Here is a 13598-nt window from a genome sequence, read left to right on the forward strand (position 1 = left end):
GAGCCATGGCATCCTCCACTCGCGCCCTTGTCGATCAGGTCGTCTCCGACCTCGATCGGGTGCTGTCCGACGACGCGCTCGCGGGGTTGTCCGACGCGGAACGGGTGGAGGTGCTGCAGGCGGCCGGCGCGGCACTGCGGCGGATCGAGGCCGTGGTGGTCGAGACGGTCGCCTCGGGAGATGCGGTCGACTTCCCGCATTCGTCGGGCTGCCGCACGCCGAACGAACTGCTGCAGCGCACCCTGTTGACAGACGTGCGCGGGGCGTCGCGTGTCGAGAAGGTCGTCGGGCTCGCGCGACGAGACATGAACCTGGTGTCAGGCGATCGGCTGCCCGCGCGGTGGCCGGCCCTGCGAGAGGCGATGCTCGACGGCGCGATCGGCGTCGCCGGGATGCTCGCGGCGACCGATCCGATCGAGAAGGTGGCGCATCGCATCAGCGTCGATGATCGACTCGACGCCGACATCTGCCTCGCTCGCGCGGCACGGGGAATCCGCCCTGACCCTGAGGCGGGTCCCGACGCAGAGGTTCAGGGCCCGCCGCCCACGCTCGACGAGCTGAAGCTTCTCGCAGAGACCTTGGCGGCGTTGCTCGACCCCGACGGTGACGAACCCGGCGACGAGCCTGCGCGCCGACGGTGCATCACCATAGGCGCGATGCGCGACGGACTGCGCTCCATCAAGGGATACCTGACGCCAGAGGTCGCCGCGCAGCTGGAGCTGATCCTCGACGCGGTGAACAACCCCAAGGGCGACGGTCCTCCGATGCCCGGCGTCGTGTTCACTACGGGGGATGTCGGTGCGGACGGCGGTGCTGATGGCGACGGCGGCGGCGGTGACAACGCTGCCGAAGAAGATCCGTTCAACTCCGATCCGCGCAACGTCATCGACGGCCGGACGGCGGCTCAGAAGCGACACGATGCCCTTGCCGCAGCTCTCGGCATCGCGGCTCGCCACAAAGAGATGCCCACCCTCGGCGGTGCCGCCCCGACGTTGGTCGTGACGGTCGATGTGAATGACCTCGCGACCGGATCCGGTCGAGCGAGCGTCAGCGGGGCATGGGGCCAAGTGCCTCTCGGCGTCGCTGCGCATGTCGGATGCTCCGGCACGGTTCAGCGGGTGCTCATGGATGAGGGCCGCATCATCGGGATCACGACCACGGATCGGGTGTTCACGGTGCATCAGCGGCGGGCGATCGTCGCCCGCGACAAGGAATGCCTGATCCCCGGATGCCATGTTCCCGCGTCGTGGTGTGAGATCCATCACGTGACCGAGCACGCGCGCGGCGGGCCGACGCACACGGACAACGGTGTGCCGTTGTGCTGGTGGCACCACCGGAGTCTGGGGACATCGGGGTGGGAGATCCGCATGGATGACGGCGTCCCGCAGGTGCGGGGACCGAGATGGTGGGATCCCGACCAACGCTGGCACACGCCCCGACTCAGTGCGTCATCGCCAGGCGCGAGGCGAACGCCTCACGGAGCACGTCCCGCACCAGCGCCATCTCTCTTCGCGCACGCGGGATGACGCGGTCATGGCTGCTGCGCGCCCGCGGCTCCGCTCGCGCCCGCGGCTCCGCTCGCGCCCGCGGCTCCGCTCGCGCCCGCGGCTGCGCTCGTGGCGAAGACGAGGGACTCCTCATCGTCGACCGACAGGGACAGCACCACGGTCTCGACGACCTCGTGCGCCTCGATCTGCCTCTCGATCTCGCGCAGGCGTCGGGCGACGTCGTGTTCCCGGGCGTCGCCCGCCAGGTCGACCTCGGCGACGATGAACAGCCGGTTCGGTCCGACGTACTCGATGTGCAGATACGTGAGGCGCTGGATCTGCGGCGAACCGAGCAGCGCGCGCCCCACGCGATCACGCAGTTCCGGCGACGCGTTCGAGCCCACGAGAAAAGCGATGTTGCGTCCGATCAGGATGACCGCCACGACGCCCAACAGAACGCCGACGAGAATGGAACCGATCGCATCCCACGCGGCCACTCCCGTGATCTGATGCATCGCGATCGCGCCGGCGGCGATCACGAGGCCTATCAGGGCGGCCATGTCCTCGAAGAACACGGCGCGCAACGTCGTATCGCTGGTGTCGAGCACGTAGTCCCACGTCGACGATCCGCGTTCGCGCGCCAACCGCCGAGACTTCACCATCGCCTGTGTGAACGACGCTCCCTCCAGCACGAACGCGATGCCGAGCACGGTGTAGGCGACCACGGGACTCTCGACCGGACCGGTCTCGGAGAACTCCTGCACGCCGTGCATGATCGACACGATCGACCCCGCAGTGAAGATCCCGAACGCCGCGATCAACGACCAGACGAACGCCGCGCGACCGTATCCCAGCGGGTGTCGTGCATCCTTCGTCCGGGCGCCCCGACGGTCGGCGATCAGGAGGAAGACCTCGTTGCCGGCATCCGCCCACGAGTGTGCGGCCTCTGCCACCATCGACGCCGACGACGTGATCACCGCAGCGACCGTCTTGGCGATCGCGACGAGGATGTTGGCGAGAAAAGCGATGATGACCGTCACGCGGTCAGGCTACTCCTGCGGTCACGATGTGCGGCTGAGCGGGGTCTTCTCACCGGCCTCGACCGCGAACGGCAGCCAGTTCTCGACCGGAGCCAACGGGCACGGCGAGAAGTCGGTGTACGCGCACTGCAGGTTGCTCGCACGGTTGAAGTCCAACGTCACACGGCGGTCGGTGCCGCGCGGCAGCGTGACCGCGAGGGTGCGGCTCGCGCCGTACGTGCTCACGCCGCTCGTCGAATCGCGGAACAGCAGCACAGCGGCATCCGCGCTGCGAGCGATCAGAGTCACCGCCACCTCGACGCCGTCGACGGAGAACCGCACCCGGCCCGGGGTCGTGTGCACATGCTCGATCGCGGGGATCGCGGCGGCGATGTCGATCTCGCGCTCGGGCTCCGGTTCGAAAACCCCCTCGATCACCCACCGCTCATCCGGGGCGAACGTCGGCGTGCCGGCATATGCGGTGCGCAGCGCGTGCTCCGGATGCAGCGGGCGCACGATGTCGCGACCGCCGCGCTTCGAGACCTCGATCACGGCATCCTTGAACCGCGCTCGATGGAAGGTGCGTTCACCGATCACTCCCCATTCGTGCACGCCACGCACAGCGACACCGTCGACATCGAGCACCTGGCCGGCGTCGAGCTGCACGATCACGCCCTCGGGTCCGGTCGTCCAGGTGCCCGGCACATCGTCGAACTGCAGCGGCTCCTCACGCAGCAGGTTGAAGCTGGTGTACGCGAGGAAGCTGTGCGGGGCCCGCCGCTGCGCTTCGACTCCGTCATGCCAGCGCTGCCACTCCTGCGCGAAGTCCGAGCCCGTCGTGCGGGTGTCGGTGATGGTCATGGTGCCCTCCGGTCTGCGGCGAGGTCTCGATCGACGTGCGGCCACCGTAGCCAGCACGGTCGACCCCTGGGGCGCCCGCTGTCGGCCTGTGTCGTCGGGTGACGCCGCATGACGCCCGCGGAACTTCTATGACACCGCCGGCGCACACGCACGAGGTGAGGCGAATGATGATCTGCATTCCCACCCAGCCTGGAGGTTCCCATGGTCGCCCAGAACGAGATCAGCCGCGGAGAGCGGCACGTCGACACCGTGCTGCTCGCGCACGGCACTCCGCCGCAGGAGGTCGAGGTGCTCGTCGTCGGAGCAGGGCCGTCGGGGCTCGCGACCGCTCTCGAACTCCACCGGCAGAAGGTCGACGTCGCCGTGGTCGATGCCGCGACCTCGTTCCGTCTGATCAGAGCCGGCGCGATGGGGCACAGTGCCCGCACCGTCGAGTTCTTCCAGCAGTGGCGCGTCGAGGATCGCATCCGCCGCGGCTGGACCTTCCCTCCCGAATGGAACCTCGGCACGACCTTCTGCACCTCGCTCATCGGGCATGACCTGACTCGGCCGGGCGCTCCGACCGGTCGCCCCGGATTCACCGGCCGCACCGAGAACCCGTACTCGCTGGCCGAGTCGCTGCGGCGCCCGCAGACCGCGCTGCAGCAGGCGTTCCTCGACCAGCTGGCAGAGCTCGACGTGCCCGTGGCCGGAGGATGGCGACTGCTCTCGCTGCTCGAGAGCTCGTCGGGTGAAGACCGCGAGTGGGGAGCTCGCGACGGGATCATCGCGACCGTCGAGCATGTCGAGACCGGGGCCGTGCGCCGCATCCGAGCCAAGTACGTCGTGGGTGCCGACGGCGCCCGCAGCACCGTGCGCACCCTCGCGGGAATCGAACGCGACGGCGCCTACGCGACCGATCGGCACTTCCGCTTCGTGGTGCGCACCGACGGCGAGTACGCCGGCCGGGATCCGTTCCCGAGCGCCGTGAACGTGATCGTCAACGGCATCCACTCCGGTTTCCTCGCCGCGCTCAACGAGACCGACTGGCGTGTGTACGCGGGTCCGTATCCGCTCGAGCACACACCCACGGAGGACGAGCTGCTGGCGCTCGCCCGCGCGGCCTTCGGCTCGGATCTCGCGCTGCAGGTCGTCGACGTCACGCCGTACTTCAAGAGCACTCGGCTCGCGAAGACCTTCAGGCAGGGACGCGTGCTGCTCGTCGGCGATGCCGCCCACGTGCGGACGCCCGGCGGAAACCTCGGTGAAGGGTTCGGCGACGTGTTCAATCTCGGGTGGAAGCTCGCTGCGGTGCTGCGCGGCACGGGCGGCGATGCACTGCTCGACTCCTATGACCGCGAGCGCCGCCCGCACAACGCCCGCGTCGGCGCCTCGGCGAAAGCACGCGCCGACCGCACAGAGCGCAACGTCGACGAGGCCAGACGCCTCGGATTCCCGGCAGATGATGACACGAGCATCGAGGCCGAGGAGCGGCGCGACCGCATCCGCGAGATCCTCGCCCAGGGGCAGCGCCGCGACGTCGGGGTGTACTTCGACGAGCGGTACGACGACTCCCCGGTGATCGCCTACGAGCCCGACCAGGCCGCGACCGAGACGCCGTGGGATCCGGGCGTCTACGTGCCCGGCGGTCGTCCGGGGCATCGCGCACCCAACGGCATCATCGACCCCTACGGCGTCACGCTGTACGACCGCATCGGCGGCGATGTGGCACTGCTCGTGCTCTCCGACGACGTCTCCGCGGTCGCCGGGTTCGCCGAGGCAGCGCGCGAACGGGCCATCAGCCTCGAGGTGATCCACCTTCCCGATGCCGGCGCGCTCGCGCTCTACGGCGCCCCGTTCGCCCTGGTGCGTCCCGATCACCATGTCGCGTGGCGAGGCGCGGACTCCGCGGATGCCGCGGCGGTCCTCGACCGCGTCTACGGGCGAATCGACGCACGCGAACCGCTCGTGACAGCGGCGATCGCCGAACCCGCGACTCCCTGACACCCCGCGCTCGGAGTCCTCCCACGACGTCATGTGACGTCAGGTTTCGTCGCCGGAACCTTTGTGACACCGCCCTATCGTCGGCCGCCTGACCCGCGTCAGGATTGCCAGCACCCGCACCGAGACCCCCCGACACCCCGGACGCACCGGGCCGGAAACCGCAGAAACGGAACAGCTCATGACCCGCAGAATCACCCGACTTCGAACCGCGGCCGCCGCGCTGCTCGTGGGAGCCCTCGCGCTCACCGCGTGCGCTGCGACCCCGGCATCGAGCAGCTCAGGAGACGCCGACGGCGAGTCCGTGCTGCGCTGGGCCGCGACCCTTCCCGCCCACTGGGACCCGATCGTGCAGGGCTCGGGCTTCGGCTTCAACCTCACCGCGCTCGCCTACGCCTCGCTGACCGAGATCGACGAGAACGGTGACGCCGCCCCCGGCCTCGCCGAGAGCTGGGAGTACAACGACGAGGGCACGGCCGTCACGTTCCACCTGCGTGACGGGCTGGTGTTCCAGGACGGCGAGCCGCTGGATGCCGAGTCGGTCAAGCTCTACATCGAGCGAGCGAAGACGCAGGAGAACTCGGCGCTGTTCGGCGATCTGACCTCGATCGAGTCGGTCACGGCCGACAGCGAGACCGACGTCACGGTGCACCTGAACCAGGTCGACCACCAGATCCCGCTTCTGCTGGGCAAGCGCACCGCGCAGATCACCAGTCCTGCGGCCGCCGAGGACCCGGCGAAGCTCGATCAGTGGCCCGTCGGGGCCGGCCCCTTCACCGTCACCGAGTACGTTCCGGAGTCGCACATCTACTTCGAGAAGAACCCCGACTACTGGGATGCCGAGAACATCCACATCGACAGGGTGGAGCTCTCGACCGCTCCCGACCCGTCGACGCTGGTCGCCTCGATCCAGACCGGCGTCTACGACTTCGCGTACGGCCTCGCCCCGGCGCAGTACGACGCCGCGATCGCCGCCGACCTCGACGTCGCGACGCACCCGGTCTACTCGGCCTCGAACCTCAGCCTCAACATCAACAAGGCGCCGTTCGACGACCCGGCCGTGGTCGACGCCGTGCGCCACGCGATCGACCGCGACGAACTCGTCGAGAAGGTGACGTTCGGGCTCGGCTACGCGACCACACAGCCATTCCCGGAGGGGTACATCGCGTACGACGATGAGTCCGAGGATCTCTGGCCCTACGATCCCGAGGAGTCCAAGAAGATCCTCGCGGATGCCGGCTACGAGCCGGGCGAGATCGTCGTCGATTTCGTGGTCAGCGCGGATGCCGTCATCAACGAGGTCATCCAGGCGCAGCTCGCGGAGGTCGGAATCACCGCGAACATCACCGTGGCCCCGGACTGGGCGACGCCGTTCTTCGCGAAGGACCTCGTGCTGTCGACCTACGGCACGACCGGGCGTGAGTCGCCGGTGCAGACCCTGACGGCGCACTTCGGCAAGGACGGCCCGCTGAACCTGTCGAGCCCGTATGTGCCGGAGGGCTTCGACGAGGCGATCAAGGTCGCCCGCGAGACGCCGCTGGACTCGCCGGACTACGCCGAGAACCTGCAGGACGCCACGCGTGCCGGTCTGCAGAGCGGAGCACTCGTCTTCACCGTCGGGGTTCCAACCCTCATCGTGAAGTCGCCGAAGGTCTCTGATCTGCCCCAGATCCCCGGGCAGATCAGCCTGACCGGCGTGACGATCGACGACTGACGACCGCAGCGGGCCCCTGCCGCACTGCAGGGGCCCGCTCCTCGAAGCCCGATACGAAAAGGAAGGAGCATCGCATGACCGCCATCACCTCGGTGCCCGTCCGCGGGGCGACCACCGCGACGTCACCGAACGCCTCCGGGACTCCGCTCCGCGCCGGCGCCCACCTCGCGACCGCGGCTCGCCTCATCGGGCACACCGTGATCGTCTTCGCGACCGTCTTCCTGTTCGCGACCTTCATCACATTCGCCCTGCAGGGGCTCAGCGGGCTCAGCCCCGCCCACCTGCAGCTCTCGGAGTCGGCCACGCCCGAGCAGATCGCCGCCCTCGAGCATCAGTGGGGTCTCGACCGGCCGTTCCTCGTGCAGTACCTCGACTGGTTCGGCGGCATCCTCGGTGGCGACCTCGGCAACAGCTGGTACAACGGCGCACCGGTCGCCGACCTACTCGTCTCCCGCGCTGCGATCAGCCTGTCGGTCGCCGGCCTCGCTCTCGTCATCGGCGTCGTGTTCGGCTTCGGACTCGGCGTGCTCGCCGCGGCGTATCCCACCAGCATCCTCGACCGATCCATCACCGGCTTCACGACCGTCATCTCGGTCATGCCCTCCTTCGTCGTCGGCATCGCACTCGTCGCGGTGTTCGCGGTGACGCTGGGGTGGTTCCCCTCGGCCGGATACATCCCGCTCGAACAGGGCGGTGTCGGACTGTGGCTCTGGCACCTGTGGCTGCCCGCCATCGCCCTGAGCTTCGACACGATCGCCGACCTCGCCCGGCAGATGCGCGTCGGTCTGATCCAGGCCTACCGCGAGAACTATGTGACCGGGGCCCGGATGCGCGGCCTCAGCGCTCGCCGCATCTTCTTCGCGCACGCGCTGCGCAACGGCGCAGGTCCTGCACTCACGGTGCTCGGCATGAAGTTCCCGGCTCTCCTCGGAGGTGCCGTGGTCACCGAGGCGATCTTCGGTCTCGCCGGCTTCGGCAAATTCGCCGCCGACTCGGCCAACCGCGGCGACGTGCCGGCGGTGCAGGGAGTGCTCGTGATCGCGATCGTCCTCGTGGTCGTCTTCAACCTCATCGTCAACCTGCTGCTGGTGCGCCTCAACCCCGCATCCGCGAGAGGAGTCTGAGATGATCCGCCGCATCCTCGCCCTGCCCGCAGGCCGCTTCGCGACCGCCTTCCTGTTGTTCATCGCGATCCTCGCGTTCTTCGGCCCCGTGCTCGCGCCCTACGATCCGCTGCAGGGAACGAGCGAGATCCTCGCAGGCCCATCGGCGGCCCACTGGCTCGGCACCGACTACCTCGGGCGAGACGTGCTCAGCCGCATCCTCGCCGGCGCCCCGATCAGCGTGTTCGGAGCCGTGCAGGTCGCGGTCATCGCGCTGTTCGCCGGCGCGATCCCCGGCATCCTCTCGGTGTATCTCGGGCGCGTGTTCGAGTGGCTGACGCTGCGCTTCGTCGACACCCTCATCGCGCTGCCCTTCCTGGTGTTCGCGGTGGCGGCCACAGCGCTGCTCGGCAACGGCATCCCGCAGGCCATGTTGACGGTCGGCATCCTCGTCTCCCCGCTCTTCTATCGGGTGTCGCGGGCGGCGACCCTCAGCGTGGCGAAGTCGCAGTACGTCGAGGCGGCGATCCTCGCCGGCGCCCGCACCGGCTGGATCGTGCGCACGCACGTGTGGTCGAAGGTGCTGCCGCCGATCGCGATCGCCACCGCCAACACGCTCGGCGTCGGATTCGTGATCGTCTCGAGCCTCACGTTCCTCGGCATCGGCATCCAGCCGCCGGCGCCGTCGTGGGGCGGCGTGCTCGCGAGCGATCTCGGATACCTGACGCAGCGGCCGTACGCGCCGATCTTCACGACCGTGCTGATCATGCTCTCGGTGTGGGCGTTCAACCTGCTCGCCGACGTCATCCGCGACGTGGCGGGGGAGTCGGGGCGCACTCTGCTCATCGAGAGGGATGCTGCGCGCAGCCGCCGCGCACTCGTCGGAAGGAGATCCTCATGACCATCGATACATCGGCCAGCGTTCTGCGACTCGACGACGTGCGCATCGCCCACCGCCACACGGGCGAGGAACTCGTGCGAGGTGTGAGCTTCGATCTGCGCCCCGGCCGGGTCGTCGGCATCGTGGGCGAGTCCGGCAGCGGCAAGACGCTGACGTGCCGGGCGATCCTCGGCATCCTGCCCCGCCTCTTCCACATCTCGGGCGGGAGGGTCGAGCTGTTTGGACGCGACATCGCGGGCTTCAGCGCCCGCGAATGGGAGAAGCTGCGCGGGGTGAGCATCACCGCCGTGTTCCAAGACCCGGGCTCGTATCTCAACCCCTCGCTGCGGGTCGGCCCGCAGATCGCCGAGGCGCTGCGGGTGCGGGGCGGGCTGGGGCGCCGCGAGGCGAAGAAGCGCACGATCGCCCTGCTCGACGACGTGCGACTGCGCGACCCCGAGCTGGTCTACCGCAGCTACCCGCATGAGCTCTCCGGCGGCATGCTGCAACGGGTGCTGATCGCAGCCGCGATCTCGCTCGAGCCGCGGATCCTCATCGCCGACGAGGTCACCACCGCCCTCGATGTCACGGTGCAGGCAGAGATCCTCGACCTGCTGGTCGACCTCAAGGAGAAGCACGGGCTCGCGCTCATCGTCGTGTCGCACGACCTCGCGGTCATCGGGCAGACCTGCGACGACGTCCTGGTGCTGCGCCAGGGCGAGGTTGTCGAGCAGGGCACGGCCGAACGCATCCTCTTCGCACCCGAGCACGAGTACACCCGGCTGTTGATCGACGAGCACAACACCTACGGTCTCGACCGGTTCCGCGAGCCGAAGGCGACTGCGGTGGCTCCGTCGGGTGGCGATGCGCCGGAGGCCGCCGCGTTCGAGCCGGCGGGGGTGAATCGTGGCTGAGCAGATTCCCGCCATCCGCATCGAGGGTCTGCAGGTGTCATACGGCAGCGGCCGACGCCGGACGCAGGTCATCCACGACGCATCGTTCGACGTGGCCGCAGGCGAGTCGGTCGGCATCATCGGCGAGACGGGCTCGGGCAAGTCGACGATCGCGAGGGCCGTGGTCGGTCTCGTTCCGGCCCGGGCGGGCAGCGTGCACATCGGCGGAGAGGAGGTCACCGCGTTCGGTGCTCGGCAGTGGCGGGAGTTCCGTCGCCGGGGCGCGATCCAGTACGTGTTCCAGGATCCGCTGCGCGCGCTCGACCCCGACCTCACCATCGGGGAGTCTCTGACCGAGCCCTTGCGCCTGCAGCGTCGGCTGTCGAAGGAGCAGATCCGCGACCGCATCGACTTCCGTCTCGAACAGGTGCGGCTCGACCGGGACCTGCTCGTGCGCTTCCCCGGGGAACTGTCGGGAGGGCAGCGTCAGCGCGTGCTGCTGGCGAGGGCGCTGGCCACCGAGCCGCGGGTGCTGATCCTCGACGAGCCGGTCAGCGCCCTGGATGCGGCCAACCGCGTCGCCATCCTCGAGATCCTGAACGACCTGCGCGCGGCGGGCACGTCGCTCGTCTTCATCTCGCATGACCTCGGTTCCGTTGCGGGTGTCACCGATCGGGTCGTGGTGCTCTACCGCGGCGAGGTCGTCGAGGTCGGTCGCACGGCGGATGTCGTCAACGACCCGCAGCATCCGTACACCCGCCTGCTCGTCGGCTCCGCACCGAGCCTGCACGCAGGTGCCATCGACCGCGAGGAGCGGGCGCGCCTGCGCCGGGTGCTCGACGCCGGCTGACCGCATCCCGCGACGCACACCTCACCCAGACCACCGAGACCACCAGAACCCCCGAACCGACCAGGAGACGGACATGACCGAACGCAAGCTCAAGATCGCCCTCAGCGTGTACGGGGTCGGCGGACCCGGCCAGCACAGCCTGTGGAAGGATCCGCGGATCCCCGCGAACGCGTCGATCGACATCGACTGGTACATCGCCAGGGCGAAGCAGGCCGAGGCCGCGCTGTTCGACGCGCTGTTCATCGTCGACAGCCAGTTCATCAACGCGACCTACCCCGCGCACTACCTCAATCGCCTCGAACCGCTCACCCTGCTGTCGGCCGTCGCGACCCATACGAAGAACCTCGGCCTGATCGGCACCGCCAGCTCGACGTACAACTCGCCGTTCAACCTGGCCCGCCGGTTCGGCTCGCTCGACCACATCAGCCACGGCCGCGCCGGCTGGAACGTCGTGACCAGCTTCGACACGGGAACCTCTCGCAACTACGGACTCGAGGAGCACCTCGACTACGCCACCCGCTACGGCCGCGCTCTCGAAGCCGTGCAGGTCGTGCGGGGCCTGTGGGACTCGTACGAAGACGACGCCTTCGTCGCCGACGTCGAGAGCGATCTCTTCCTCGACCCCACCAAGCTGCACGCCCTGAACCACCGGGGAGAGCACTTCCGCGTCGACGGGCCGCTCAATCTGTCGCGCTCGCCGCAGGGGCGGCCGGTCATCTTCCAGGCCGGGATCTCGGAAGAGGGCAAGACCCTCGCAGGCGAGGTGGCCGAGGGCATCTACGCCCCAGGCGAGGACATCGACACCGCCCGCGCCTACTACAAGGACGTCAAGGGGCGCCTCGCCCAGCACGGTCGGCACTGGGACGACCTCGTGATCCTGGTCGGCGCGACGCCGGTCATCGCATCGACGGATGCCGAGGCACACCGCCTCGCTCGCGAGATCTTCGAGTCCGACAACGACTTCGACCGCAAGCTCGCGGCCTTCGGCAGGGCCTTCGGCGCATACGACTTCTCGCAGCACGACCTCGATGCCCCGTTCCCCGACGTCAGCGCCCTCGCCGAGAAGGGCGGGCGCACGCGCTCGGCGGCGATCGTCGAGCGAGCCACCGAGGGAGGGCTCTCGCTGCGCCAGACGGTCGAGGAGTTCACGCAGTACGCGCCGTCGCCGTTCATCGGCAGCCCCGAGACCGTCGCCGACACCATCCAGGACTGGTTCCTCGGCCGCGCCGCAGACGGACTGAACCTGCGCGCACGCACTCCCGACGACATCGACACCTTCACGTCCGAGGTGCTGCCGATCCTGCAGCGCCGTGGGCTCTTCCGCACCGAGTACGAGGCCGACACGCTGCGCGGCAACCTCGGACTCCGGGTGCCCCAGAACCGCCACACGGCGGATGCCTCGGCATCCGCTCTCGTCGAAGCCTAGGAGAGGCATCATGACCGACAGGAAGCTCAAGCTCGGACTCGTGCTGACCGGATCGGGAGGGCCGGGCAACCACAACCTGTGGCTGGACCCCGAGATCCCGGCGAACGCGAGCGTCGACATCGACTGGTACATCGAACACGCGAAGAAGGCCGAGGAGTCGAAGTTCGACCTCGTCTTCATCGTCGACAGCCAGTACATCACTCCGGATTCCCCGCCCCACTACCTCAGCAGGCTCGAGCCGCTGACGCTGCTGTCCGCACTCGCGACGCACACGAAGCGGGTGGGACTGGTCGGCACGCTGACCACGTCGTACAACGCGCCGTTCAATGTGGCGAGGCGCTTCGCGTCGCTCGATCACATCAGCCACGGCCGGGCGGGCTGGAACGTCGTCACCAGCGGGGATGCCGGCACGGCGGGCAACTACGGACTCGACGAGCACTACGACTACGACACCCGCTACGGCCGGGCGAGCGAGCACGTCAAGCTCGTGCAGGCGCTGTGGGACTCGTACGAGCCCGACGCGCTGCCGCGGGATCGGGCGACCGCGCAGTTCCTCGACCCCGCGAAGCTGCATGCGCTCGATCACCGCGGCGAGCACTTCTCGGTCACGGGACCGTTGAACATCGAGCGTCCGCCGCAGGGTGCGCCCGTGATCTTCCAGGCGGGCGACTCCGAGCAGGGGCGCGATCTCGGCGCCGAGGTGGGGGAGGGCATCTTCACCCACGCCGCGACGCTCGCCGGCGCCAAGGCGTTCTACGACGACATCAAGGGTCGTGCGGTGTCGAAGTACGGCCGTCGTCCCGAAGACCTGGTGATCCTGCCCGGCATCGGCGTCGTGATCGGCGACACCGACGACGAGGCTGCCGATCTCGAACAGCACTACCGCTCGAGCGACCACTCGTTCGCGCAGGCTCTGGGCGAGTTCGGCCGATCGTTCGGGTGGCACGACTTCCGCCAGTACGACCTCGATGCACCGTTCCCGCAGGAGGCGCTGCGATATGCGCAGAACAGCTTCCGCACGCAGGCCGAGCGCATCGTGGGCCATGCCGCCGAGGCGAAGCTCACCCTCCGCGAGACCGTCCAGCTGAGCCTGCGCCGCGATCGCGGTCCGTTCGTCGGCACGGCCGAGACCGTGGCCGACCGACTGCAGGAGTGGTTCGAGGCCTACGGCGTCGACGGATACAACATCCATGCCGGTCATCCGGCACAGCTCACCCGGTTCATCGAGGAGGTCGTGCCGATCCTGCAGCACCGCGGCGTCTTCCGCACCGAGTACGAGAGCGACACCCTGCGCGGCAACCTCGGGCTGCGCACGCCCGAGAATCGCTACGCCGCCGCACCCGCCGCACGCGCCGTCGACAGGGCTCCTGCGGCGGTCTGATCTG

General features: G+C 68.9%; 11 protein-coding genes. 9 read left to right on the forward strand and 2 right to left on the reverse strand.

From position 1 onward, the window contains the following. The first annotated feature begins 5 nt into the window (after positions 1-5). Positions 6-1526, forward strand: coding sequence for a DUF222 domain-containing protein (locus tag AB0N61_RS13400; protein ID WP_363364766.1), 1521 nt, complete (start codon positions 6-8; stop codon positions 1524-1526). 5 nt (positions 1527-1531) lie between these two features. Here AB0N61_RS13400 and AB0N61_RS13405 read toward each other — a convergent pair whose 3' ends face one another. Together AB0N61_RS13405 and AB0N61_RS13410 are read right to left on the reverse strand one after the other, a co-directional pair. Beyond that, positions 1532-2527 (reverse strand): cation diffusion facilitator family transporter, encoded by a 996-nt coding sequence (locus AB0N61_RS13405; protein WP_363364768.1) that lies wholly within the window; start codon positions 2525-2527, stop codon positions 1532-1534. Positions 2528-2548: 21 nt separating this feature from the next. Next, positions 2549-3367, reverse strand: a complete 819-nt coding sequence (locus tag AB0N61_RS13410; RefSeq protein ID WP_363364770.1) for a DUF1684 domain-containing protein — start codon at positions 3365-3367, stop codon at positions 2549-2551. 201 nt (positions 3368-3568) lie between these two features. On the opposite strand from AB0N61_RS13410, the gene AB0N61_RS13415 reads away from it, so the two are divergent. From AB0N61_RS13415 to AB0N61_RS13450, 8 genes are all read left to right on the forward strand, one after another. Continuing rightward, a complete protein-coding gene (locus AB0N61_RS13415) occupies positions 3569-5350 on the forward strand; it encodes an FAD-dependent monooxygenase (RefSeq protein ID WP_363364772.1) in 1782 nt (593 codons plus the stop codon). A 178-nt stretch (positions 5351-5528) separates the two neighbouring features. Further along, positions 5529-7061 carry an ABC transporter substrate-binding protein gene (locus tag AB0N61_RS13420; protein ID WP_363364774.1) on the forward strand — a complete coding sequence of 511 codons (1533 nt, stop codon included), beginning with the start codon at positions 5529-5531 and terminating at the stop codon, positions 7059-7061. A gap of 74 nt (positions 7062-7135) precedes the next feature. After that, complete coding sequence (locus tag AB0N61_RS13425) at positions 7136-8185, forward strand: ABC transporter permease (protein WP_363364776.1); 1050 nt, start codon at positions 7136-7138, stop codon at positions 8183-8185. Position 8186: 1 nt separating this feature from the next. Then, positions 8187-9065, forward strand: a complete 879-nt coding sequence (locus AB0N61_RS13430) for an ABC transporter permease (protein ID WP_167948221.1) — start codon at positions 8187-8189, stop codon at positions 9063-9065. After that, on the forward strand, positions 9062-9958 hold the full coding sequence (locus tag AB0N61_RS13435; protein ID WP_363364778.1) for an ABC transporter ATP-binding protein: 897 nt from the start codon (positions 9062-9064) through the stop codon (positions 9956-9958). Before AB0N61_RS13430 ends, AB0N61_RS13435 begins: the two co-directional genes overlap by 4 nt. Next, on the forward strand, positions 9951-10787 hold the full coding sequence (locus tag AB0N61_RS13440; RefSeq protein WP_363364779.1) for an ABC transporter ATP-binding protein: 837 nt from the start codon (positions 9951-9953) through the stop codon (positions 10785-10787). The genes AB0N61_RS13435 and AB0N61_RS13440 overlap by 8 nt, the downstream gene beginning before the upstream one ends. A 73-nt stretch (positions 10788-10860) precedes the next feature. Next, on the forward strand, positions 10861-12213 hold the full coding sequence (locus tag AB0N61_RS13445; protein ID WP_363364781.1) for an NtaA/DmoA family FMN-dependent monooxygenase: 1353 nt from the start codon (positions 10861-10863) through the stop codon (positions 12211-12213). A 10-nt stretch (positions 12214-12223) separates the two neighbouring features. Then, entirely contained in the window at positions 12224-13594 is a 1371-nt protein-coding gene (locus tag AB0N61_RS13450) for an LLM class flavin-dependent oxidoreductase (protein ID WP_363364783.1), read from the forward strand. The last annotated feature ends 4 nt before the right edge of the window (positions 13595-13598 follow it).

The organism is Microbacterium sp. NPDC089320, from assembly GCF_040684875.1.
Lineage (GTDB): Bacteria > Actinomycetota > Actinomycetes > Actinomycetales > Microbacteriaceae > Microbacterium.

What these genes read in the sequence shown, in the direction of transcription:
- AB0N61_RS13420 (WP_363364774.1), top strand. Translation starts at nt 5,529, where the DNA reads ATGACCCGCAGAATCACCCGACTTCGAACCGCGGCCGCCGCGCTGCTC.
- AB0N61_RS13450 (WP_363364783.1), top strand. Translation starts at nt 12,224, where the DNA reads ATGACCGACAGGAAGCTCAAGCTCGGACTCGTGCTGACCGGATCGGGA.
- AB0N61_RS13435 (WP_363364778.1), top strand. Translation starts at nt 9,062, where the DNA reads ATGACCATCGATACATCGGCCAGCGTTCTGCGACTCGACGACGTGCGC.
- AB0N61_RS13445 (WP_363364781.1), top strand. Translation starts at nt 10,861, where the DNA reads ATGACCGAACGCAAGCTCAAGATCGCCCTCAGCGTGTACGGGGTCGGC.
- AB0N61_RS13425 (WP_363364776.1), top strand. Translation starts at nt 7,136, where the DNA reads ATGACCGCCATCACCTCGGTGCCCGTCCGCGGGGCGACCACCGCGACG.
- AB0N61_RS13410 (WP_363364770.1), bottom strand. Translation starts at nt 3,367, where the DNA reads ATGACCATCACCGACACCCGCACGACGGGCTCGGACTTCGCGCAGGAG.
- AB0N61_RS13400 (WP_363364766.1), top strand. Translation starts at nt 6, where the DNA reads ATGGCATCCTCCACTCGCGCCCTTGTCGATCAGGTCGTCTCCGACCTC.
- AB0N61_RS13430 (WP_167948221.1), top strand. Translation starts at nt 8,187, where the DNA reads ATGATCCGCCGCATCCTCGCCCTGCCCGCAGGCCGCTTCGCGACCGCC.
- AB0N61_RS13415 (WP_363364772.1), top strand. Translation starts at nt 3,569, where the DNA reads ATGGTCGCCCAGAACGAGATCAGCCGCGGAGAGCGGCACGTCGACACC.